At 54.7% G+C, this 24,072-nt stretch carries 20 protein-coding genes and 1 pseudogene; 1 reads left to right on the forward strand and 20 read right to left on the reverse strand.

Features of this window, described 5'->3' with window-relative positions; all coding sequences use genetic code 11:
- Window positions 1–100 precede the first annotated feature (100 nt).
- The 9 genes from FYJ45_RS21500 to FYJ45_RS30990 form a co-directional block, all read right to left on the reverse strand.
- Window positions 101–1,516, reverse strand: a complete 1,416-nt coding sequence (locus tag FYJ45_RS21500; RefSeq protein ID WP_154467166.1) for a relaxase/mobilization nuclease domain-containing protein — start codon at window positions 1,514–1,516, stop codon at window positions 101–103.
- Window positions 1,517–1,571: 55 nt separating this feature from the next.
- Complete coding sequence (locus tag FYJ45_RS21505; RefSeq protein WP_154467167.1) at window positions 1,572–2,000, reverse strand: hypothetical protein; 429 nt, start codon at window positions 1,998–2,000, stop codon at window positions 1,572–1,574.
- Window positions 1,993–3,033: a PDDEXK nuclease domain-containing protein gene (locus FYJ45_RS21510; protein ID WP_154467168.1), complete on the reverse strand. Its 1,041-nt coding sequence runs from the start codon at window positions 3,031–3,033 to the stop codon at window positions 1,993–1,995. Before FYJ45_RS21510 ends, FYJ45_RS21505 begins: the two co-directional genes overlap by 8 nt.
- Before the next feature lie 105 nt (window positions 3,034–3,138).
- Window positions 3,139–3,450: a CD1845 family protein gene (locus FYJ45_RS21515; RefSeq protein WP_154467169.1), complete on the reverse strand. Its 312-nt coding sequence runs from the start codon at window positions 3,448–3,450 to the stop codon at window positions 3,139–3,141.
- Window positions 3,447–3,752: a hypothetical protein gene (locus tag FYJ45_RS21520; RefSeq protein ID WP_154467170.1), complete on the reverse strand. Its 306-nt coding sequence runs from the start codon at window positions 3,750–3,752 to the stop codon at window positions 3,447–3,449. Before FYJ45_RS21520 ends, FYJ45_RS21515 begins: the two co-directional genes overlap by 4 nt.
- A 153-nt stretch (window positions 3,753–3,905) precedes the next feature.
- Window positions 3,906–4,250, reverse strand: coding sequence for a plasmid mobilization protein (locus FYJ45_RS21525; RefSeq protein WP_154467171.1), 345 nt, complete (start codon window positions 4,248–4,250; stop codon window positions 3,906–3,908).
- Window positions 4,247–5,065, reverse strand: coding sequence for a DUF3849 domain-containing protein (locus FYJ45_RS21530; protein WP_154467172.1), 819 nt, complete (start codon window positions 5,063–5,065; stop codon window positions 4,247–4,249). The genes FYJ45_RS21525 and FYJ45_RS21530 overlap by 4 nt, the downstream gene beginning before the upstream one ends.
- A gap of 1 nt (window position 5,066) precedes the next feature.
- A complete protein-coding gene (locus tag FYJ45_RS21535) occupies window positions 5,067–12,059 on the reverse strand; it encodes an SNF2-related protein (protein WP_321170284.1) in 6,993 nt (2,330 codons plus the stop codon).
- Window positions 12,060–12,769: 710 nt separating this feature from the next.
- Window positions 12,770–13,114, reverse strand: a complete 345-nt coding sequence (locus FYJ45_RS30990; protein ID WP_442873441.1) for a TnpV protein — start codon at window positions 13,112–13,114, stop codon at window positions 12,770–12,772.
- On the opposite strand from FYJ45_RS30990, the gene FYJ45_RS30995 reads away from it, so the two are divergent.
- Window positions 13,113–13,880 carry a hypothetical protein gene (locus FYJ45_RS30995; RefSeq protein ID WP_235930940.1) on the forward strand — a complete coding sequence of 256 codons (768 nt, stop codon included), beginning with the start codon at window positions 13,113–13,115 and terminating at the stop codon, window positions 13,878–13,880. The two genes, FYJ45_RS30990 and FYJ45_RS30995, sit on opposite strands and share 2 nt — an antisense overlap.
- Window positions 13,881–14,003: 123 nt before the next feature.
- Here the strand turns inward: FYJ45_RS30995 and FYJ45_RS21540 are convergent, their stop codons facing one another.
- The 11 genes and pseudogenes from FYJ45_RS21540 to FYJ45_RS21590 all read right to left on the reverse strand — a co-directional run.
- Entirely contained in the window at window positions 14,004–14,729 is a 726-nt protein-coding gene (locus FYJ45_RS21540) for a PD-(D/E)XK nuclease domain-containing protein (RefSeq protein WP_195841928.1), read from the reverse strand.
- A 158-nt stretch (window positions 14,730–14,887) separates the two neighbouring features.
- Window positions 14,888–15,103, reverse strand: a complete 216-nt coding sequence (locus FYJ45_RS21545) for a transposon-transfer assisting family protein (RefSeq protein WP_154467174.1) — start codon at window positions 15,101–15,103, stop codon at window positions 14,888–14,890.
- Between the two features lie 2 nt (window positions 15,104–15,105).
- Window positions 15,106–18,036: a YodL domain-containing protein gene (locus FYJ45_RS21550; RefSeq protein ID WP_154467183.1), complete on the reverse strand. Its 2,931-nt coding sequence runs from the start codon at window positions 18,034–18,036 to the stop codon at window positions 15,106–15,108.
- The gene (locus FYJ45_RS21555; protein ID WP_154467175.1) at window positions 18,036–18,320 is read right to left on the reverse strand and encodes an immunoglobulin; all 285 of its coding nucleotides are present in this window, start codon (window positions 18,318–18,320) and stop codon (window positions 18,036–18,038) included. The genes FYJ45_RS21550 and FYJ45_RS21555 overlap by 1 nt, the downstream gene beginning before the upstream one ends.
- Window positions 18,317–20,416, reverse strand: a complete 2,100-nt coding sequence (locus FYJ45_RS21560; protein WP_154467176.1) for a type IA DNA topoisomerase — start codon at window positions 20,414–20,416, stop codon at window positions 18,317–18,319. The genes FYJ45_RS21555 and FYJ45_RS21560 overlap by 4 nt, the downstream gene beginning before the upstream one ends.
- The gene (locus tag FYJ45_RS31000) at window positions 20,397–20,609 is read right to left on the reverse strand and encodes a hypothetical protein (RefSeq protein WP_154467177.1); all 213 of its coding nucleotides are present in this window, start codon (window positions 20,607–20,609) and stop codon (window positions 20,397–20,399) included. Before FYJ45_RS31000 ends, FYJ45_RS21560 begins: the two co-directional genes overlap by 20 nt.
- Window positions 20,606–21,373 (reverse strand): DUF4366 domain-containing protein, encoded by a 768-nt coding sequence (locus FYJ45_RS21570; protein ID WP_154467178.1) that lies wholly within the window; start codon window positions 21,371–21,373, stop codon window positions 20,606–20,608. The genes FYJ45_RS31000 and FYJ45_RS21570 overlap by 4 nt, the downstream gene beginning before the upstream one ends.
- Entirely contained in the window at window positions 21,363–21,620 is a 258-nt protein-coding gene (locus FYJ45_RS21575; protein WP_154467179.1) for a DUF4315 family protein, read from the reverse strand. The genes FYJ45_RS21570 and FYJ45_RS21575 overlap by 11 nt, the downstream gene beginning before the upstream one ends.
- 30 nt (window positions 21,621–21,650) lie before the next feature.
- The gene (locus tag FYJ45_RS21580; RefSeq protein WP_154467180.1) at window positions 21,651–23,384 is read right to left on the reverse strand and encodes a C40 family peptidase; all 1,734 of its coding nucleotides are present in this window, start codon (window positions 23,382–23,384) and stop codon (window positions 21,651–21,653) included.
- Window positions 23,377–23,742, reverse strand: coding sequence for a DUF3851 family protein (locus tag FYJ45_RS21585; RefSeq protein ID WP_154467181.1), 366 nt, complete (start codon window positions 23,740–23,742; stop codon window positions 23,377–23,379). The genes FYJ45_RS21580 and FYJ45_RS21585 overlap by 8 nt, the downstream gene beginning before the upstream one ends.
- Window position 23,743: 1 nt before the next feature.
- Window positions 23,744–23,977: pseudogene (locus FYJ45_RS21590) on the reverse strand (conjugal transfer protein TraE); the annotation flags it as partial.
- Window positions 23,978–24,072: the final 95 nt, after the last annotated feature.

Here is a 24,072-nt window from a genome sequence, read left to right on the forward strand (position 1 = left end):
CTCCGCTTTGCTTGTTGAGGGCAGCGCCCCCAAGCCCCTTTGAACGCAGAATTTCATTCTGCGGCTGCGCGTTCTGCGAACGCTTTTGACCATGACCGGCTCACCGCTGGCCGTAGTCTTTTTCCTGTTCTTTTTTCTGTTCCTCGTCCATTTTCAGCAGCCGGTCCACATTGGCTTTTGCCACTAAAAGTTTCCGCATTTCCTCGCGGGAGCGCCGGTACTCGGCGTAAGTTTTCTTCTTTTCCTCCAGCAGCTTGGCATACTCGGCTTGCAGATCTCTGACCTTGGGCAGTTTCTTCACGCCCAGCTCATCAAAGGCATTTTTTGCAGCCTGATGGAGCAGGATTTCTTCCTCATGTTCCTCTCGGAATTTCCGGGAATACCCGGCCTTCCGGTAGGCCACATAGGTGTCACGGGTCTTGGCATAGTTGACGATATGAGTACGTAGGACGGCGATCTCCGCCATGCGCTTTTCAGCCGCTTTGATCTGCGCCGAAAGCTCATTGTGATGTGCCGTGGCAGCCGCAGCCTTTTCTTCCAAAACCGCGTACTCCAGCAGGTTATGCTCTGACAGGTAATTCATGGTCTGCGCCATTTGCTTCAGATTGAAAACTTTGGCCCAACGCGCATAGCCAGCACCTTTTCCGGCCTGCAATTTTGCCTGAATATCCACCAGCAGATTGACCTTGGGTGGCTCCGGCTGTACGGTGGATTTTTTACGGGGCGTGTGCTGTTTTTCTCCGGCCAGCACCGCACGGATTTCTGCTTCACTGTACCCGGCTCCCAGCTTGTCATCCATACGGGCTACATTCTTCCAGCCGGGGGCTTTGAGCCGGATTGCTTTCCCACGCCGGGATACCTCACAGCCCATTTCCGAGAGCAGCTTCAGCAGCGCGTCAAAGTCTGCGGGCTTTTGTTCCAGCGCCCGGTCAATCATCACCCGCAGCTGTTCCCGGTGGGAGGGTTTGGCCTGCTCGCCCAGCCACTTGTTGTAGCTCTTTCCATGGGGCTTTGGGTTCTCCACAATGGACAGTCCGTTCTCAATGCAGATGGTATCGCTTAACCGGCGGACCGCTTTGGTGCTGCCCCAAAAATTACGGAACTTGCGGTCACAGTCCGTATTGACCGCCGACCAGATGATGTGATTATGAATGTGCGATTTGTCTATGTGAGTGCAGACCACGAAGGCATGATTGCTTTTGGTAAACCGCTTGGCAAATTCCACGCCCAGCCGATTGGCTTTCTCCGGTGTGATCTCTCCGGGTCTGAACGACTGGCGCACATGATAGGCGATTACATCGTCCGCGCCGCGTACCCGTCCGGTAGCGGCGATGTACTGCCGTTTCGCCAACAGAAACTCGGCATCAGCGGTCCGGCTGTCACAGCCGTAGCCGGTAATCAATTTTCCGTTGTCGGTCTTTTGTGGATTTGCCACATAATCAATGATGTCGCTGATTGCCTGACTTTCGGTGCGGCCCTTGCCGATATGCAGCGGCATGATGCGTGTGGTTGCCATAGGGGGGAACCTCCTTTCCAAAAAGAAAAGGACAGCTGTGTAAGCTGTCCTTTGGTTAATCTGAATTTTCAACAGGCTGCTGTGCTTTTAAGACTGCAATCCGTTTGGTGTCCACAAAATGAGTTGCATACCATTTCTCAATTTCCGGGTTTCCGCTTTTGCTGAACCGCAGCGGAATCACCGGCTTGTGTCCCTGCCCATTTTTCTTTTTTACACCCCATTGCTTGTAGTAACAGAAGGAGGGTTTTAAGCCGGTTTTCTGTGCGTACACCCGCATCTGGTGCATGATGAATGAGAGCTTGCGCAGATTGACAGTGCAGACCCGTTCCAAATAATCCACCCGTCCAAACCGCCAGTCCTCATATTTCTGTTTTGGCAGGACACCGACCTCCATCAGCACATCCACCGGAGCCGCATAACCACGGCGCTGGCATTGATGATAGACCGCTGAATGTACTTTTCCAATCAGTTCTTTTTCAGTCATGGCTATTGTCTTTCTTTTCGTGCCAGCTTTTCAAGACGGCCTCCACCTGAGCGATCAGCTGTTCTTTGTCCGGCATATAGAGAACATACCGGGATGCGAAGATATTGTTGGACAGACCGCCCAGGGCATATTCCGCCGCGATGCTGTCTTTTTCCGTACAGAGGATAATACCGATAGGAGGGTTGTCGTCATGGTCATTGACTTCCGCCGCATAGTAGTTTAAGTACATATTGAGCTGACCGGCAGCCTCTGGTGTCAGTTTTTTCGTTTTCAGTTCAATCAGCACATAAGCGCGGAGGATTTTGTTGTAAAACACCATGTCCACATAGTAGTGGGTGTTGTTCAGGGTTACACGCTGCTGGGTTCCGACAAACATGAAGCCTCGCCCAAGTTCCAAAAGGAACTTTTCAATCTGTGCGACAAGAGCCTTTTCCAAATCGCTTTCCAACATGGGTTTGTTCTCCGGCACACCCAAGAACTCGAACACATAGGGATCACGGATGATGTCAGCTGGCTGGCTGATCTCAACCCCTTTCTGAGCCAGAGAAAGAACCTTTTCTTTATTCGCATCTCCGCTGGAAAGTAGCAGCCGTTCATACAGCGAGCTGTCAATCTGCCGTTTCAACTCCCGAACTGACCAGCCCGAATTGATAGACTCCTTCTCATAAAAGCTGCGCTTGTTCTCATCGGTAATACTCAAAAGCTCGCAGTAATGGGACCAGGACAATTTGCCAGACACTGTCTGGCATTTTTCATAGGCAAGATAAAATGCCCGCATATTTTGTAGATTAGAACGAGAAAAACCTTTGCCGAATTCCCGTGTTAGTTCTTTGGAAAGTTCCTTTAAGGTTTGTTTTCCATAGTCTGCGCGAATCTGATTTTGCTGTTCATATTCTACGATAATCCGTCCAATGTTCCAGTAGGTTGTCAAAAGCTGTGTATTGACCTGCTGTGCAACATTTTTTCTGGCGTTTTCCAGCAGTTCCCGGATCTCCAGAATCATGGAGCTGCCTGGTGTTAATTGTTTTTCCATACACGCCCTCCTTATCTAAAACTGTCCGCACATGGCGGCAGAGTACATTCATTTATTAGTATATCCTATTTTTTGAGGAAAGTAAAATAGCACCAGCAGCGTATTTTATTCATAAACCAAATCCTGAATGGCAAATTTCAAGTCCTGCACCTTGCCCAGCAGCCAGATGGCGGCCATTGGCAGACCATAGGGACTGATGAGAAACGCCATTACCAGCAGGATGATGCCGTTTTGCGGGGAGTAGGTAATCAAAACTGCCACGCCCAGCAGGGCAACCACCATGCTGATAAGCCCCAGCACCAGACCGGAGATATAGACGATTCCCACACAAATCCAGACGAACAGGGTCAGCGCCAGGATCACCGGAGCTACCAAAATCTTCAACAGCAGCTTCAGCAAAAATACCAATGCTCTCATTCTCGTTCCTCCTCCCATCGTTCCCGAAAGCTCTGACAGAGAATTTCCGCCTGTCTCTCATCTTCTTCCGTCACTTCCCGGCATCCTTTCGTCAGCCGCAGTTCCTGATAGCTGCGATAATCGGATAACAGCACCTCGAACAGTTCGTCCGGCGTCCGGCTGAGAAGTCCATCCACACAGTAGCGGGAATCACCGTTCCATGTGACGCGGAGATACCCTTCTCGGCAAGGGAGGACTTCTTCCTCCAGATCACAGTCCAGATAATCCCGGAACATCTCCAGCACTTTTTCAAAGGTTTTCATCTATACTCAACTCCTTTGCGGCAATCTATTTTCTATCCATATTATCCTGCCGGTACAGCCAAAAGGCAAGGATACGGGCAAAAAGAAAAAGCGGAGGAAGGCGCGGCGAAAAGAACGCCGTTCCTCCCTCCGCAGATGGGGTAAATGTCCCTGTTACGAAAGTTTGGAGAGCCGGGTCAGTATCTCCTTTACGCCCTCCCATAGCTGTTCCTGCCGCTGGGATATGTCCTCCAGATCGGCATCAAAAATCCGCCCGGTTTCATGCACCTTGCGGGTCAGCTGGTTTAAGTTATTGCTGGAATAACGCATGAGAGAAACCAGTTCTTTCAGCTCCGGCAAATCCAGCTGCACCACATAGCCGTCTACAGCCATTTTCCGCAGATAGGCGCTCAGGTTTTTTGTGCCAAACTGCGCCATTTTTTGCTGGATCGCATCCATCTCCGCAGCGGAGACCCAAAACAGGACCGGCACATCCCGTTTGCGTTTTTGGCTGCTCATCGCTCCGGCTCCCGTTTCTTTGGGGCGACGGGATTGCGGGCAGGCGGTTCCTGCTTGAGTTTTTCCCGCACCGAAGTCCGGGGCGGCTGCACTTTTTCTCCCTGAGTGTGGCTGCGCTGCTGTTCCTCCCGTACCAGATCAATAAAGCCGTCCAATACCGCCGGGTGGCTGTTCAGGACATAACCGCACCGGACGGTATTGGAATTGTAGTTGGGGATGGTCTTGGCCCATTCCTTGTTGCGACGGGAATAGCGGCCATCCCAGTCCTGAAGCTGGACTGTGTTGGCCAGAACCAGTGCAACCCTGTCTATGCCGTAGGTTTCGATCACACTCTTGGCGGCATCGTGGCTGAGATACATCCCGTCGAAGTGTTCCCGCACCGCCGCTTCAATGGCCTCTTTACACTGAAAATTTGCATGGTTGGAGGCTCGGTACTGCTCTAACTCCCCATGCTCTCTGGCGTAGGCGGCGGAGTGGGGGTAGATGGCGGCCTTCCGCAGCTCTGCTTGGGCTTTGCAGGCATCATCCGCCCGGTTCTCAATGCTGTCCCGGATCACATCCATGTAACCGGTCTCCAGCTTTTCAAAGTAGCGGTACACATCGGCCAGCGGCGTGGGAGAATCCAAAAGTGCCTGTGCCTGTGCATCGGTCAGCTCCAGTTCTTCCATGGCCATCACAATGTCCTCCCGGACAGTGTACTCATAGGCGTGGTTCAGAACCTCTGCCGGGGGCTGGCTTTTCAGCCAGTCCCGGTATTTGTCCTGTTCAGCGGCCATCTTCTCATAGAGGGCCGTATTCAGATCGTTGGTATTCATATTATCGCACCTCCTCATGTTGTTTCGGTTTCTTTTCAGGGCTGCGGGGCGGCACCGGGCGCTTCAAGCTGTCCAGCACCGAGGGCCGCGCGCTCTTGGCAACCACGGTTTCCGGGGTAGAACATCCTTTGCTGTCGATGTTCAGCAGCGTGTCCAGTTCCACCAGACGGGCGGACTTGACCCGCAGATCGTCCTCAAAGGGGAACGGCTTGCCCACTTCCTCCTTGGCAGCGGCCTGCTGCTGGTAAAGGTTGTCCAGCTGGTTTTTGACCGCTTCCAAACGCTGGGGCATCTGCGCCAGCGCGTTGTCGATACGGGTGAGGTTTCCGCGCGGGTCTGTGCCAAGGGCCGCCCGATGGGTCATTTGTCCTTTCAACAGGAGCGTATATTCCTGTTTCCACGCTTCAAATTCCACCGACATGGCAAAGCCCCGGTAGCTGCCAATCTGCACCGGATCGGATGTTTTGACCTCCTTGCAGGCATCCAGCAGGGCTGCACCGGCATTTTCTTTGTCGGTCAGTACATCGCCCCGGATTTCCATACCGGCAAAGCTGTCCTCCGGGTGGGGGTGGGCAGCCAGCGTCTCCAAATCGGCTTCAAAACCCTGGATATACCCCTTGTTGGTTTCGATTTCCTGCGGGAAGTATTTGAGCAGCTGGTCCTCCAGGCGGTACTGCTTGCTCTGATGGTCGGCTTTCATCAGCTTTAGCTTGGCAACCTCCACATCCAGGTCCATGCGCTCCTTGATACGGGGGTCTCCGGCGCACAGGGCCTTGATCTCAGCAAAGGAAAGTGCCGTTTCGTCCACATCGTCGCAGCTTCTTACCGGCGATTTAGAGGTCATAATCTGGCTGATGAATTTCTGCTTGTTTTCCACCGTCTGCCACAAATAAGTGTCAAAAGTCCCCTCAGTAACATAGCGGTACACATGGACAAGAGGGTTTTGGTTGCCCTGACGCTCAATACGGCCCTTACGCTGGGCAAGGTCTCCCGGCCGCCAAGGGCAATCCAAATCATGCAGCGCCACCAGGCGGTCCTGGACGTTGGTACCTGCACCCATCTTAGCGGTGCTGCCTAATAGGACGCGCACCTGCCCGGTACGGACCTTGGAGAACAGTTCCTTTTTCCGAACCTCTGTGTTGGCTTCATGGATAAAGGCGATCTGGTCGGCGGGCATCCCCTGGGCAATGAGTTTATGACGAATATCGTCATATACCGTAAAGACCGGTTCCGGTTCCTCCAGCGGGACCGCTTCTTCCAGCGCGTGAAGCAGCGGATTGTCCAACTGCTTGGCCGCCTTTTTGGAGGGCGCTGCCTGGGGCGTAGAAATATCGCAGAACACCAGCTGGGTCAACTTATCTGCGTCCCCATCCCGCCAAATCTGCATGATATTGTCCACACACTGATTGACCTTTGTGCCGGATTCGTCCGGCAGCAGCTGGTTGATGATCCTTTGGTCCAGTCCCAGCTTGCGGCCATCCGAGGTAATTTTGAGCATATTATCCTGGGACGGATCAACGCTGCCGCTGTGGACCTTGGAGGCGCGCTCGGAAAGAGCCTTGACCATTTCCTGTTGATGTTCGGTAAGCTGCGCCACGATATTGTGGTATTCCACTTCCGGGGTAGGAAGATTCAACTGGTCGGCGGTCTTGATGTCCGCCACTTCTTTGAACAGGTTCATCAGCTCCGGCAGGTTAAAGAACTTGCTGAATCTCGTTCTTGCCCGGTAGCCGGTGCCTTCCGGTGCAAGCTCCAATGCTGTGACGGTCTCCCCAAATCGGGAAGCCCAGCAGTCAAAGTGGGTCATGTTCAGTTCTTGCAGGCGGTCATACTGGAGATACCGCTGCATGGTGTAAAGCTCGGTCATGGAGTTGCTCACCGGTGTGCCGGTGGCAAAGATCACGCCACGGTTTCCGGTGATCTCATCCATATAGCGGCACTTGGCAAACATATCGGAGGATTTCTGCGCGTCCGATGTGGATAACCCTGCCACATTCCGCATTTTGGTGTATAAAAACAGGTTCTTGTAGTTGTGGGCCTCGTCTACGAACAATCGGTCCACACCCAGCTGCTCAAAAGTTACCACATCGTCTTTTCGCCCCTCGGCTTGCAGCTTTTCCAGTCTCGCTTCCAGAGACTTACGGGTACGCTCCAGCTGCTTGACCGTGAAACGCTCGCCGCCGCTGGCCTGCACCTCTGCGATGCCCTCAGTGATCTCGTTGATCTGGTCATAGAGAAGCCGTTCCTGACGCTCCCGGCTGATGGGGATACGCTCAAACTGGCTGTGTCCCATGATGATGGCGTCATAGTCCCCGGTGGCAATACGGGCGCAGAACTTCTTGCGGTTATGGGTCTCAAAGTCCTTTTTGGTGGTGACTAAGATATTGGCGGAAGGGTAGAGCCGCAGGAACTCCGACGCCCACTGCTCGGTCAGGTGGTTTGGAACCACAAAGAGGGATTTCTGACACAACCCCAGGCGCTTACTCTCCATGGCGGCAGCCACCATTTCAAAGGTTTTGCCCGCGCCTACCTCATGTGCCAGCAGCGTATTGCCGCCGTACATTACATGGGCGATGGCGTTCAGCTGATGCTCCCGCAGGGTAATGGACGGGTTCATGCCGCCAAAAACAATATGGCTGCCGTCATACTCACGGGGGCGGGTGGAGTTCATTTCCTCATTGTACTGGCGCACCAGCGTCTGACGGCGCTCTGGATCTTTCCAAACCCAATCGCGGAAAGCATCCCTGATAGCTTGCTGCTTTTGTGCAGCCAGGGTGGTTTCTTTGGCATTCAGCACACGGCGCTCTTTCCCGTCTGCGTCCTCTATGGTGTCATAGATACGGACATCCCGCAGGTTTAAGGAATCCTCTAAAATCTTGTAGGCATTGGCACGGCTGGTTCCGTAGGTGGTGTAAGCTGCCACATTGTTCTGGCTTATGGAGCTTTTGCCGGTGATCTGCCACTCCGCTGTAAACGGGGTGTAGTTGACCTCGATATTCCGCTGCATATAAAACGGCGTGTCGAAGGTCTCGTACATAAACTGCTGGATGTACTCTTTGTCGATCCAGGTCGCGCCCAAACGCACCTCGATTTCCGACGCATCCAGGTCTTTGGGCTGTGCGGCGGTAAGGGCTTCCACGTTGGCAGCAAAGGAAGGGTCCTGCTGTGCTGCCCGCTGTGCCTGACGCAGCTTGCGGCGCACATTGCCGGACAGGTATTCATCTGCGGTCACATAATGGGGAGTGCCGTCTTTCTCCACCTGCCCCGGTACACGGAAGATCACGCCTTGCAGTTCGGCAGCCAGCTCGTCCCCGGTTTTTCCGGTCAGCTCCGACATATACGCCATATCCACACAGGCCCTCTCCGCGATGGACACAGCGAGAGCTTCGCTGGCGGTGTCCACGGAAGCCACCGCCTCATGGGGCTTGATGGTGCGCTTGGTGAACATATCCGCCTTGCGCTCCAGCTTGCCGTCCTCGTCAATGACTTCCAGCGCACAGAGCAGATAATAGCTGGAATCGTCGGCAAAGGCCAGCCGGTTTGCCCGGTCATTGATAAGTCCATACTTGGCGGAGAAATCATCATAGAGCCGGTTCAGTTCAGCTTGTTTGTCCCTGATGGCGCGGTCCGGGACCGCTGCATCCATCTGAAGGTCGATCAGCTCCTGCACACAATCCCGCAGCCCCACCAGCCCCTTTACACGGGCTTCGGCGGTGGCGTTCAGGTCAGGGCGCACCATGCGGCTGTTTTCACGGAAATATACAGCGCCGTCCACCACGGTATAGGAGTAGTTTTTTACATTGGGATCGGCGGGGATGGAGGTGTCGATGGCTTCACCTTCGCCCAGCTCCGGCAGCTCGGCTTCCTGATAAGTGCCGCGAATGTACTTCACGGCATCATGTAGCTGATCGGAAAGCTCCAGCCCCTCGATAGGGTTCACGGTGTAGTCCATACCATGGGCTGTGCTTTCCGGCTCCTGTCGGCCCAGTACCATTTCCGGGTGGTCGATAAAATAACGGTTGATGGCGAATCCATCTTCGGTCTGTCCGGTCTGTGTCCACTCCGGTACGATGTCCAGTGGGCGGTCACGCTTTTGCAGGAAGATGATGTCCGAAACGACCTCGGCACCGGCGTTCTTTTTGAACGCGTCATTGGGCAGACGGATGGCTCCCAGCAGCTCGGCGCGCTGGGCAAGATACCGGCGCACGGTGGAATCCTTGGCGTCCATGGTATAGCGGGAGGTCACAAAGGCCACCACGCCGCCGGGACGCACCTGGTCTAACGCCTTGGCGAAAAAGTAGTTGTGGATGCTGAAATTCAGCTTGTCATAGGCTTTATCCCGGACCTGATACTGGCCGAACGGCACATTACCGATGGCGAGGTCATAAAAATCCCGTCTGTCGGTAGTTTCAAACCCAGCCACGGTGATGTCGGTCTTGGGATAGAGCTGTTTTGCAATCCGCCCGGAAATCGGGTCCAGCTCCACACCGTACAGGCGGCTGTTTTGCATTTCCTCCGGCAGCATACCGAAGAAATTGCCCACACCGCAGGACGGTTCCAGAATGTTGCCGGTCTCAAATCCCATGCGGCCTACGGCTTCATAAATTGCCCGAATCACCGTAGGGCTGGTGTAGTGGGCGTTCAGGGTGGAACCTCTGGCGGCAGCATATTCTTCCGGGGTCAGCAGCTCTTTCAGCTGTGTATATTCCGCAGCCCATGCGGGCTTCTCCGGGTCAAAGGCATCGGCAAGACCGCCCCAGCCCACATACCGGGAGAGGATTTCCTGCTGTTCCGGCGTTGCCTGTCCGGTGGTTTCCTCCAGATATTTCAGCAGCTTGATTGCCTCGACATTGGCCTGAAACTTGGCTTTCGGGCCGCCTTCACCCAAATGATCGTCGGTGATACGGAAGTTTTGTGCGTTACGGCGCAGGTTGGCTTTGTATTCCTCATAGGAGGCTTCCTCGGCGGCTCTGGCATTGGGGAAGGTCTGCCACTCGCCGTTGACTTGGATAGAAATGGGATGTTCGTCCAGCACTTCATCCAAAGTCTTTTCCGGCTCCGCGGCAGGTGCGGGTGGCTCCGGCTCGTTGGTTCGCAGGGTCTGAACGACCACATCATAGGGCAGATGGTTCTTGTCGCCCGGATAGACGGCCACAGTCTCGGCGTGGTAAGCCGGGGTTTCAGCAGCCGGTTCCGGGCGTTCCCGTCCAAAACCGTCCAGCTGACGGGCGTACAGCCCGCGCAGCAAAGGCGCAACCTCGTCCCAGTGGAAGAACAGCATGGCCAGACGCTTTTCATCTGCATCCAACACTTCCAGCTCAATACCTTCAGGCATCGTGCGGTAATCGGCGGTCTCGCCGGTCTCCAGCTCCATCGTTTCCACGATGTTGAGATAGGTCCGACTCAGCCACAGGGCGATCTCTCGATTGCTCTTGCCGTTGCGAAGAAGCTCGGAAAGCTCCGCCTTGTCCGCCTCACCAATCAGGCCATGGGCCAGCACATCCCGCAGGTCCTGATCTACCGTATCCAGATTTGCAGGCAGGAACTCGGTATAGAAGTCGTTGCGGTTATCCTCCCGCAAAAGCTGCTCAAACTGTTCCCGGCTCTCGGCCCGGTAGATGGGGTAGCTCATGCCGGTGGGCAGCAGCTGCACCGTGTCATCCCGCAGCTCCGTGATTCGGTGGGCGAGGTCATCCAGATAGACAATATCCCCCACATGATAGGGAGGGACTGTTGGATCATAAGAAGTCCGTTCCCGGACCGTGCCACGGGCCGTAGCATATTCCTTGTCTGATACAGGAACACGCGAATTGCCGGGGGAAGGCTGTTCCTGCTGGTCTGCTTGGGCGGTTTCTCTGGATATGGCATCCACATCTCGCATGACCTGCTGAATAAAGGGGTCGTTGTCCAGCTTTTCCGGGTCCACCACATGGCCGTCCACAATGCCGCGCTGGGCCAGGGCCTCCCGGATGGCGATGGGGTCTACATCGTCCAGATTGTCCTGTTCGACCTGGGTGTAGAAGCGGTCCTCCTTGATGAGCTGAGCAATCCGGCGCTGCACCTTGGGCCAGGGCAGCGCCGTTCCTTCGGGGCTTTCCGGGCGGACTGCAAATGGGGTTTTATCGTCGCCGCCGTCAAATTCACGAGCCAGCCATGCGGCGGTGTCTTTTTCCCGCGCATGGTCTTTCATGTAGCGGACAACAGCGTGTTTGCTCTCGATTTTGCCATTCCAGTCCTGGATAGCTCGGTCAATGTCATTGTCCGAAAGTGGGCGCAGCAGCTCATGGAGCTTGGGATAGGTCTCGTCTATGACTTCCCGATGAAGGCGCTGCCGGAACTCCGGGGTGTCAGAATAGAGGCGAAGCAACCCCATATTACCGGACCCCAGGACAGCACGGCGAATAGCGGCGTTGCCCTCGATCACGGCGTTTTCATGGTCACTGTGACCGCAGGCGTTGCGGTATGGCACATCCTCCATAACAGCGGCAAGCACCATGGGCTTGTATTGCTCATGCAGTTCCCGAATCGTAGGAATGGGCTGTTCCGGCACATCCTCCCGCAGAACATCGGCAGGCTCTGTGTCTGGCTGCCGGGCTTGTATGGCATCTTCTTCGGCCAGCGCTTTTTCTGTCTGGATTTTGTCATACTCCGCCTGTTCCTGTTCGGTGAGATAGCGTCCCTTTTGAATCAGGCCGGTAATCCGTTTGGCAACTTTCTCCCATGTGAAATGCACATCCGGGCAGCCGTCTTTTTTATAGTGCAGACCCTTTCCGTCGTGATCTTCATTACTGCCCATAGCGCCGGACAGGGCGTGAGAGTGACCGCCGATGCCGTACTCAGATTTCAGGAAATCCACCTTTTCCTTATCCGTATGGGGATTTTTGAAAAAGGTGAAAATGCGGCCCTTGCCGCCCTCAATACCGCTGCCGCCGGTCGTGGCTGCGTCGATCTCGTCCTCTGTGATGAACTGCTTGACCGCAGGAACATCCTGCATTTCAGAAGAAAAACTCTTGCGGGGCAGGGACAGGTCTTGCAGGCTTTCCCAAATCTCTCTGGGCTTGTGGTAGTGGAATCGCAGCAAATCCCGATCCTGCTGGTAGGCCGTCCAGAAAGCGGCGTATTCTTCCGCAAGGGTCTGGCGGAACTCCGGGCTATTCAGCTGTTCAGCAAGCCATGCGGTTTCTGCCGGGAATCCATTTCCCTGGATGCTCGACAGGCAGGCAAGATACCCGGAATCCCTGGCATCCTCGCTGAAATCGTGGTACAGGTTCCAGAACTTTGTGGCAAGAAGGGAGCGTTCATAGCCCGCCGCTTCTGCAAGCTCCACATTGGTGGCAAACTGACCTTCCTGCAAAAGCTGTCCGATACGCTCGGCGGCGCTCTCCCAAGATATGACCTGGGCAGACTTGTCGTAACGGGCAGACTTCCCATGGGAAAGACGGATACCGTCCTCGGCATACCATGCGGTGACGCTGCCGATCCCGTTGCCGCCATGGTACAGATTTTTCAGGGTATCCGCGATTTCGGCGGTGGACTTCTGCTTCTCAAAGACCGCCACAATGCGTTCCCGCTGGCGGTCCGTGTTGCCGCCCAGCCGCAGCACATGGTCGATGTCAGCTTGGACAAAAGAAAAAGCAGAGGATGTTTTCACATTCTCTGCTTCGTCGATGATTCGGATTTGTTCGTTTTCAGAGAGGAAGAAACTCAGCTGTTGATAAGCTCCGCCATCAGTATTTCCTCTGCCTGGGCTTTGCAGGTGTTCATCAGGCCCACCCACTTCATGGGGTCGCTGGCTTTCATCTGCTCCGTCGCGCCCGCTGCCGCCGCCAGCTGAGGCATCATCTGCTCCAGACGGCTCTGCGCCGTCTCGTCGATCTCGATGAGGTGCGGGTACAGCTTCTCGCTCATCAGCAGGTGATTGTAGATCAGGGGCCGATGTTCCTTCAGGTACGCTTTCCGCATCCTGCCGTACTTGCCCAGGGGCTTCGTCGGCTGTTCGCTCAGTTTCAGGTCGGGAATCAGGTAATCTCCGTTCTGGATATAGGTCATGGGATTGTTCATGTTGGGTTCTCCTTTCCGCGAGTTGTTCGCGCTCATAATTTCGGATGGTGACGCCGATCTGCCGCAGCACCTGCTGATTGAGCTGGCTGACCGCTGTTCCCAGCGCCCCAATAGTGGCAGGGGTGTTGAAGTCGAAAATCGCCATAAAATCTTCGTGGCTGAAATACTGTTCCGGCTCCAGTCCACAGCGGGACATGAGGGCGTAGGAAATGCTGACGGCAGCGGCGGCCTTAAACTGTACTTCGATGTTAAATTCATCATATTCCTCAAGAAACGAACCGTCAACGATATAGCGGAAGTCCTGCTGATGCTCATTCCAGTATTCGTCCGCCAGTTTTGCGGCCACATCTGCAAGCTGTTGGGCGAGGTCATCGCCGCTGACTTCGTAGGTACGCTCCAGCATGGCCGTTACGGAATCCATGTGCCGTTCCTCCAGCTGCCACAGCCAGGGGGTACGGGAATGTTCACGGGTTCCGGTGTCGGCAATATCGAACACATAGCGCAGGCGGGTGCGGTCCCCGGAATCGTCCACCAGAGCGATACCCTTGGAGCCGCGCCGCACATACCGGCCCATCTTTTCATTCCACAGGTCGTACTCTGCACAGGCGGTAGCGTCCGGGCGCTGGGCATAGATCATCAGCTGCTCATGGAACGGGTACTTGTAAAGGCGGGAAGCAGTGGTGAGAAACCCTGCCCATTCCTGCCAGCTCCCCGTGAGCTGCGTTGCCACCTTGTCCGCCATCTGTGCATATAGTTCAGCTTTGGTTGGCATGGTGTTCTGTCCTCCTTTCGGTTTTTGGGTAAAAGAAAAGCAGGAAACCAAAATGATTTCCTGCTTGTTCTAGTTTGCCGTATTGAAAACTACAATTAAATATTTTTAGATTGGCGCAATGTAAACTTTTACACATACCCTGTCAGCTCCAAGCGATTCAAGATCTGAAATTAACCCATACGGATTACTCAGTAAACTTCCTTTGTCATAAATAAAACACACTAGGGTTCGACATCTATCTCCATATCGAGCAATGTCAATTGCAAGTTGCTCACCAACCTCCTTGTCCCGTAGCCCATCTCTAGTCATCTTTGTTTCGATATATGTTTCGTACTTTGGCAAATAAAAATCCGTTCTTGAGTTTCCTCCTGCATAGCTTGGAACATAATCCTCTGGACGGACATCATCAATAAAGAGGCGTAATATACCTTGAAGTAAATCTTGAACATCATACTCATCTTTAATTTCTAGCGTATTTCGATTTCCATGCCGATTTAAGATAGAACGCGCACATCTATGAAAATTTGTACATATTTTTTCGAGTGTTGTATCAATGTTTTCAGAAGATACTACAGGTGGTATATCAGCGAATGCTTTTAGAATACCAATTAAGCGATCACATTTTTTCACATCATTTCCATTTGCATTTTTTGCAATATCAGAAAATTCTAGAGTCTGCGGGTCATCTGGGAATTGCTGACGCAGCAATCTTTCACCGTAAGTTAACCATTCCGCATACCTGTCTCCACTCACAATCGTTATGATTTCAGTGTGACTACAAGTTTTCTTAATTTCAATACCTTCTTCAATCAATTCTTGTATTGTTTTCATAATATATACCATCCTTCTTGAACATCTTATAAATATAGCACTAATCGCTAACATTATTATACTTAATTTAGATGAAGAAGTATAGTTGTTGTTTCAAGAATTGAAGCCAATTGTAAAATGACTCAGCCTCCCATCAAATGGCTTTATCACCTATCAATTTACTGGTCAAAATCCGGATACAGCTCCAGCTCGGCAAAGTCCTCATCGGTCATCGCACAGAGCTTCGTAAGGGTGCTGTCGGTCAGCTCTCTCAGTTCCGTTTCCTCCGGCGAAAGCTCGCCGCGCATCTCACACAGGCTGTCGATCAGCCCGGTGCGGCTGCCGGTATTGTAAATGCACATCAGGTTTATTTCTTCAAAAGTGAAGTTTCCCATAATCAAATCTCCCTTTCTGCGCTCTTTTTTTGCGCTGTCTTTTTGTGTTCTGCCTTGGGCTGGCTTTTCAGCTGGTTCACAACGGACTTTTTCCTGTCTCGTTCCTCACGATGAACGGCTTCTGCCAAATCCATGAGGGAGATGGGCTGACCGCTTCGGGCCTGCTGTTCCAACTCTGCCACCGTAGGCTCTTTTGCGCCATTGTTGATGATACCGTCGATCATGCCGTAATCGTCCTCCACGGCCATCTCCGCATTTTTCAGCGGATTTTCCGGCAGGAATCCGGAGATCTGGGTAAAGCCAACGCTGTCGCAGTAATGACAGGATACCTTGCCGTCCTGCTTGATGGCAACGATGTCGCTGACGCTCATGGACGGGCTGTGAAAATCCACCGGCTTTTGCAGGTTGAACTGTTCATACAGCGTTTCCAGCTGCTCCATGGTACTGCCGGAACTGTTCAGCGGGGCTGTGTAGATTAGGTCATAACTGTTCCGATTTACGGAAAGGTTATGGGATTGCAGCCAGTCCAGATTCATAAAGCGCACATTCTGCGGGTCGTCACGGCTCACCTGATAGATGGCAAAGCAGTCTCTATTCTGGGAGAGAAATGCCTGTTCTCGTTCCTGCTGATGTTCCTGACGCTCCATGACCTTTTCATGGAACTGAGGGCTTTTCTCCCATTCCTCACGGTCCACACCGAAAAGACCGCCATGATCCATGATCTCCTGCGGGTCAAACACCATGCTTTCCGTGTTATCTTCATGGAGAACATAGACGGTCAGACCGGCAGCGTCCAGTTCCAGCGCCCGTTCTCTGGTGACAGGCAGCATCCCGTCATAGAGATAGCCATATTCCTGCATATCGGAGACAGATACCTCACTGTCGGGCATGGGGTATTCATCCAAAGACTGCTTCTGAGCATCCGGCAGCTGGGTGGGCGTATTTACAGAATCTTCGGCCTGCTGGCTGACCTGTTCCTGCATCTGCTGACAGGCGGCATCCTGCAAGGTCTCGACCATGGACAGCGGAACTTCCCGGATGGACGGAGAATCCATATCCAATCCCGTACAAATCTGCTGGACAGACGCAGAACGGGACAGCTCCGGGGCATCCAGCTGGCCGCCGTCCAGTTCTTCCATGGTTTCCTTGTCATAGAGAGTGTAATCCCAGCCGGTATCGCATGGCTGGATATGCAGATAGGTCGCATCGTCCAGAAGAAATAAGGCTTCCTGCGGTATATCCACCTGTTTCGGCTCCTGTTTGGCGGTCAGGTCAATGCCGCGCTCCTTGCAGATTTCCTTGTAGTGGCGCTCGATGTCGTTAATCAGCTCACAGGAGGTCTTGTTGATGGTTTCCAGACTGGCCCGCAGCTCCTTCAGCTTCTTGCCCTTGGACCAGGAAGCGATGTAGCCGAAGCTGTTTTCCCCGGTCTGGATACCGAAATACTGACAGACCGCGTAGGAAATGCTTTCCGCCTCCACTTCCTCAGTGTTGCGGTTCTTGGCGGCCTGTTTCACCGCCGTCAGATCTTCCTCCACTTCCAGACGCCACTCAAACTGATTCTCGTCCACATAGCGCCAGTCTTCCTCGGCAGCGACCTGTTCCGCCTCCGCTTCGGTGGCAAAGTCCAAGCGGAAGTCCTGCTTGATGCCGCCCTCGCTCACCATCACGATCTTCCAAGTCGGCTCCGCTTCATACTTTTTGGGGTCGTGGAGCTTGCTGTGCGCGGTCTCATGGACGGCAGCGGAAACGGTCTGCACCTCGCTCATGCCTTCCCGGATGGCGATCCGCTGCTGCTCGGAGGAAAAATAGCCGTCCATGTTCTCGGCCATCGTCTCAAACTCGATGGGAACCGGGGTGGAGCGGCGCAGCGCCTCCAGGAACGCCTCATAGTGCGGCACCGTCCCGGACAGGCTGGAGGCCAGCTCCGGCAGGGGCTTGCCGTCCGTCTGGCTTACATCAAACACCCTGACCGGACGGAACATGGGGATTTCAATTTCCTTTTCCTCCATGACCGCCTTGCCGTCCGCGTCCAGGATGGGCGCATGGGTGTCCGGGTCGCGCTTCATTTCCTCGATCTTCTTTTTGTAGGGCGTGGGGGCGATGATAGTGATACCATGCTCACCCTTTTTCACATGGCGCTCAAACTGGTTTTTCCACTTGTTGAACCCGGCCACCAGGGTGGCGTCCGGGCGCTGCATATAGATGAGCATGGTGTTGTTGACGGAGTAGCGGTGAAACTTGGACATGACGGACAGGTAGCGCATATACTTTTCACTCTCGAACAGCTCCTTGATACCCTGTTCAATGCCCGCCGTGATTTCCTGCAACCGCTCCCGATTGGTGGGCTTATCAGCCATGATTTTCACTCTCCTTTCCAAATTGGCGATTTCTGATTGATGTTCGGCAATCCACAGTCTTTGTTCATCGGGGGCGTCCTCCAGAAAAAAATCCAGCAGATAGCCCACATAGTCCTTTTTCTGGATTGCTTCCATGAACCGGGGGTGTGGATGTTCCTCCGGTGTTTTGGGGGAATATTCCGTTTCCCACTTCCTGAGCAGATGGAAGTAGTCGGCCAGAACCCGAAAGGCATGGTCCCGGTCCTCCTTGAATTTCTGCGCCTCGGTTTTTTGCCGGACATAGTGCCGGGGAGGAGCCTGACTGTCATAAGCCAGGCCAAAATCCTGCGCCAGCTTCTCGGCGGCTTCCTTGGGGAACAGGTTGTAGAGCCGGGCGGTGAAGTCGATCACATCGCCAGTGGCCCCGCAGCCGAAACAGTAGAAATATTCCTCGTTCAGCTTCATGCTGGGATTTTTGTCATCGTGAAAGGGACAGCAGGCCATGCCGTTCCGTCTGACCTCAATCCCGTACATTTCGGCGGCTTCTCTGACAGTGATGGATTGCTTGACGGTTTCAAAAAGATTTCCGGCCATCATCCATCAGACTTTGGTTTTGGTGTGGGCGGCCTGTACCCGGCAGCCTTGGCCCGTTCGCTGGCGGCTTTGCGGCGCTCAGCGCTGTACGGCTCCCGGACCGACACACAGCGTTTGGGAACTGTAAAATTGTGCTTATCTTTTTTGCAGACCTGTTCCGGGTGCTTTTTGGAAAGGCGGGTCAGCTTCTCCATCAGTTTCCGGTCATGGGTATAGACCTCGGCGGTGTCCTCGGCCTGATTGTAGAGGAGAATGGTTTCCTGTTCATAAAGGGAAAGTTTCATCGTTTGCCGCCTTTCTGCCGGTCAAATTCCAGCTTGAAATTAGCGTACTTTCCATCGTCCTCCAGCACCACGGTGGCGTCGTAGGTCTTGCCGGTTTTCTCGGAGTACAGGCCAGTCACATGGGCGCGGCCATCTTTAAGCAGCGCCGTCACGATGGCCTTGGTGGGCTGCTTGCGCTTCAGTTCCCACCACTTGTTGTTTTTCCAGATGGCGAATTTGCAGCCCTCGTTCTGGCAGAAGAAACCTTTTTGCAGCTCCGCCACATCACCGCCGCAGCGGGGGCATTTGCCCACCACTTCGCGGGGCGGCGTAAACAGGTACTCGGTCCCCTTGATGACCTGATAGGTTCCCACCAACTCCCGGAGCATGGCACTGATCCCGGCCATGAAGTCCTCCGGGGACAGCTCGCCGCACTCGATCTCGCTTAAACGGTGTTCCCATTCAGCAGTCAGCAAAGGCGATTGCAGCTGCTCCGGCAGCACGGTGATAAGGGACACCGCATCATGGGAGGGCAGGATCTGCACGGTTTTCTTGCTTCTTTTCCGTTCCAGGAAGCCGGTGGACACCAGCTTTTCCAGAATCCCGGCGCGGGTGGCCGGGGTTCCCAAACCTTTACGCTCTGCCTCGTCCGGCATATCCTCCTTGCCCGCGTTCTCCATGACCGATAGAAGGGTGTCCTCAGTAAAGTGTTTGGGTGGGGTGGTTTTGCCCTCCTTAACGGCAGCGCCGGAAAGGGGCAGCGTCTGACCTTCGGCCAACTCAGGCAAAGCCTTGTCCTCGGCTTCTTTGTCCGGCTCCGCGTTTTTCAGCACGGCGCGGTAGGCAGCGTCCAGCGTCCGCCAGCCGGGGCGCTTCACGGTTTTTCCCTTGGCGGTAAATTCTGTACCGGCACACTCCACCGTAACGGCGGTTTCCGCATAGGTATGAGGCTCTGCCACAGCGCACAGCAGACGTTGTGCCACCAATTCCAGTATCATCCGTTCGCCCACTGGCAGGCCGGACAGGTCGGCGTCCTGAAGATTGCGGGTAGGGATCACCGCATGGTGGTCGGTCACTTTTTTGTCGTTAATAACCGCACCGGCATCGCAGGAAATGGCGATCCCTTTGCGAAACGGCATGGCGTTGGCAACCAGATTGACCAGCACAGGCAATCCATCCGCCATATCCGAAGTCAGATAGCGGCTGTCCGTGCGGGGATACGTGCAGAGCTTCTTTTCGTATAATGCCTGAAGATAATCTAAAGTCTGTTGGGCTGTATATCCCAGCAGACGGTTGGCGTCCCGCTGGAGGGTAGTCAGGTCATAGAGGGCGGGCGGCTTTTCCGATTTGTACTTGCGCTCCACCTTTTTGACCGTCACATCCGCACCCTGGCAGGCGGTTTTCAGCTGCTCGGCGGCAGCCTTGTCCGCCATGCGCTCCCCGGATACGGTAAGACCGGGCAGCTCCAGTGAAACCGTGTAGAACGGCACCGGCTTGAAGGTGTCGATCTCAGCTTCCCTCTGGACAATGAGCGCCAGCGTTGGGGACATGACGCGCCCGATGTTGAGGGTGCGGTGGTACAGCACCGAAAACAGTCTTGTGGCGTTGATGCCCACCAGCCAGTCTGCCTTGGCGCGGCAGAGCGCCGCATCCCGCAGGCCGTCATAGTCCGCACCGGGGCGCAGGTTTGCAAAGCCCTCCCGGATGGCGGAATCCTCCATACTGGAAATCCAGAGCCGCTGCATGGGCTTTTGACAGCCCGCCAGCTCATAGACACTGCGGAAGATCAGCTCACCCTCGCGCCCGGCATCGCAGGCGTTCACCACCTCGGTCACATCCGGGGCGTTCATCAGCCGTTTCAGCACATCAAACTGTTTCTTTTTGTCTTTGCCCACTACCATCTGCCAGTGTTCCGGCAGGATGGGCAGATCATCATAGCGCCACTTGGCGTAGTCCGGGTTATACACATCGGCATCGGCCAGCCCAGCCAGATGTCCCACGCACCAGCTGACCCGCCAGCCGTTTCCCTCCAGATAGCCGTCCTTGCGGTCAGTCGCGCCGATCACGGCGGACAAGCTCATTGCAACCGAAGGTTTCTCAGCGATTACGAGTTTCATGGTTTTTCTTCCTCCTCTCCTGACACCACGCGGTCAGTTCTCTGTGACAAAATCCCACGCAGGGCTGACCATAATTCCCGCAGCCGTAACAGGGGTGGCTTTTGGGTAAAGAGGGAGGACGGGAAGTGTCCTTCCCGCCCTCCGGCCTGCGTGTCATCATGCGTTCATAGGGGCTGTCGGTAAAGCGGGTCATGCCTTTTGGTCCTCGCTTTCCTCTGTACCGCCCCCGTCGGTATCCGGTTCCTCAGATACCTCGTCCTCCAGCTCGATTTCTTCCTCGTCCGGGACTTCCTCGCCATCGTCGTATTCATAATCGTCCGGGTCATGGGTGGCTGCCTGGGGCTTTTTCTTGATGAATTTCAGATAAATCACCGCGCCGATGCCGCCCATCGCCAAAAGCACGACCAGCAGAATCGCAGGGTTCATTCCCGGTGTTTTTTCCGGTTCCTCCGGCGCTGGGGGTTCCGTGGTTTCCGGCACCGGCTCCTTGCCGGTGCATCCGCTCATGTCTTTTGCGCACACCGGACAGGCTGTGTTGACCGCACCTGCTTCACATTTTTCCTTGCAGTTGCAGACAGCGGGCGGTTCCTCCTTTGTCTGTCCGTCCTCCGTCAAAGCGGCAAGATCCGCATCGTCCACCTGGTTCAAGAAGTGAACGGCGGTTTCCTTGTCCTCGTTGGCCCGGTCAATGAGGATATAGAAGTAGTTGCCTGCCTTGGTGGTGACGGTGATGAGCTGCTTGTTGCCGCCGAAATCATCTACCAGGGCAGCGTTACCATCTGGGGTCAGGGCCGGACTGTCCTCGGTTTCCTCCACCACCACATTACTGTCTTTGGTAGTATCTTCTGCCGGAGGCTGCTCCGTCCCCTGGGCAAAGGCCGTAACGGAGAAGCTGGCCATCAGCACCAGAGCCGCACACAGGGCCGAAAAAGTCTTGAAAATTCTTTTATTCTTCATGGTCGATCTCCTCCTGTTCGGTGTAGTCAGCAGAGGCAGCGGCCATGCCGGGGATCGTGCTGCCGGACAGCATAGCATTCAGCTGAGCCGGGGTCATACGCAGGGCGCGCACCATCTGGACGATCTCCAGGTTCTCCGCCTCGGTTTTCTGCGCTTCCAGGGTTTTCAGCTTGTCCTGATACTCCGCGATCTTCTCGCGGACCTTCGCAATCTCCTGGTCAATGCGCTGGATTTTGTTCTTAGCCATAATCAATCACTCCTTCTTGAAAAATTTCTGTTACCAGTTCATCAGGCCATAGCCCTTGATACACTCGTAATTCAGGTCATAGCTTCTGATTTTGCAGGCATCGCCGCTGTTACCTTCCACGGTGTAGACTCGACTACCGTCCGTGCCGACCACAAGACCTACATGATCCGCAGACCCATCAAGGTCCCAATCGAAAAAAATGGCGTCGCCGGGGGCAATATTGGCGTAACCGCGACCTCCCCACTGCCCATGAGATTGAAACCACGGGATTCCTTGGGACTGACAGCCTGCAAAGCGTGGTTCGGACAGTCCCATCTGGCCGTAGCACCAGGACACAAAGCAGGCGCACCACTCCACGCGACTGTTAAAGCCGTACCAGCTCCAGTAGGGCTGACCGCCCACATTACCCACCTGACTTTTGGCAATGTCCACCACAGCCTGATTGCCGGGGCGAGTGCCGTTGACAAACTGAACACCGGTCAAGCTCTCGGAATCACTGGTGTTTGTGGAACCGCCGCCGAAAATCAGGGGCTTGTTGCCCAGCGTCTGCCGGTACACCTGGTACATTTCCAGCTGTTCTGGGGTCAAAAGTTCCGAGGCAACAGACGAAATGGATTTACTGGTGAGCTTTACATTTAGAATGTAGTAGTTGTAGGGAACCTGAACGGTGTAGCTATTGCCCTGGCTGTCAGTTCGGGTTTCCGTCCGATAACGCACTTCCACTTCCTCGGTGAGCGTCAGTTCGTACTGTGCGTCAAATACACGCTCCAGCTCCGTCTGGGCGCTCTGCCGGGTATAGCCCTGCAACACAGCGGACAGGTAAGCTGCCAACTCATGGGGGTCATGCCCGATCATGTCCAGGTCATAGCGGTACTCGTCATACCCTGGGTGGCTGCTCTCGATATTGTCAATCTCGGATTGCAATTCCGCTTCTTTGGCGGCGTAATCAGCCTCGACCGCCAAAAGCTCCGGGTCATCCGACGGATAGGTGGTGCCGGACACCACAGAACCGATGCTCTGTCCCAGCATGGAACAGGAGGAAACGGTGTTCATCAGCAGACAGACCACCAGAAAGAGTGCCAGCACGATGCCGAACCCTTTCTTGTGGCGCATGACAAACGCCCCTGCCTGCTGTACCTTTTCCTTAACGGTTTTCGCGGCCTTGCCGGTCTTTCCGGCAGTTTTGGCAGTACCTCCAGCAGCCTGACCGGCGTGCTTGGCGGCGGCATACTCCTTTTTAATGGCCTGTTTCTGCTGCCAGCGGGAAAACGGATTGCTGGAAAGCTGGGGGTTGTCCCGCAAAGACTTCTGATACAGGGCGTTTATATTGGCCTTTGCCAGCCTTTGCTCTGCCTGGGCTGCCTTGCGGTAGGGTTTCAGCTTGTGGCTGCGATAGCCCTCCCGGACCAGCCGTGCGCCGGTCTCGGCAGCTTCCTCGGACTTGTGGGCGCTTTCCTCGCCCACATTGTCCTGTTCAGTCTCCCGGATTTCCTTGTGGAGTTTTCCCAGCGCCGCATCTCCCGGAGTATCCCGCACCGCATGGGACAGCTTGGACGGCGGCTTTTTCTTATCCTCCAGCACCAGTTTGGTGGTCACTTTGCCAGTCTTGGGGTCAACCGTTTTTTGCCGCACCTGTTTCTTGGGGATTTTCGCCTGCGCCCTGTCTGCTTTGGCGGCGGCCCGGTCTGCCTTGCGGATGGGCTTTTCCAGCGCCGGGTCAGAGCGTTCCTCATCCGTAAAGCGCAGGCGCGGTTCTTTATTCATACCATTCTCCCAGCATGAGGGCGGACATCATGTAGTTCAGCTCCACATAAACAGCCATTCCCACAGGGTCATTGAGATTGCGCCGGGTCAGATGGGCATAAATCTGTGCCAGCACATCTGCAAGGATTTGGGCGGGATAACCCTCCAGATAGGTAAATCCGGCCTGGAGACCGCCCCAGATTTCCACCAGGCGCATCAGCCCGGCTTCGCCCTCCTGATTCAGAACCGCCGCCTGGTTCGCAGCCGCACGGCACTCGCTGACCACATCCGCCATTGTGGTCAGCAGCTGGGTGCGCTGGGCATCCAGCGCACGGTCAAAAAACATCATGTGGTGATTGGGTAACGAAATCGCTTTCATCTTATTTGTCCTCCTTTTGCAAATCCAACGGTTTGGTGGTCATTATGGCGTAGAGTTCCGTATTTTTCGGGAAGTGGTCCACGAAAGGAAGGATGGTGGAGCCGTAGAACAGCAGCCCTTCACCCTCGCCGGAGTGGGTTACATAGGAAAGCTGGTGGGGGCTGATCCCAAGCTGTTTGGCTAAAATCTGCCGGTCGCCCTGTGCCTGCGAGAGCAGCACAAGGAAGTCCGAGTTTTATAGTGATAGGTAAGCCCCTGATATCATCTCAGGCTTTTCCCCCACTTCACACCGTGCATGCGACTTTCACCGCACACGGCGTTCCATCGGTT

The sequence above is a fragment of the Eisenbergiella porci genome, assembly GCF_009696275.1.
Lineage (GTDB): Bacteria > Bacillota > Clostridia > Lachnospirales > Lachnospiraceae > Eisenbergiella > Eisenbergiella porci.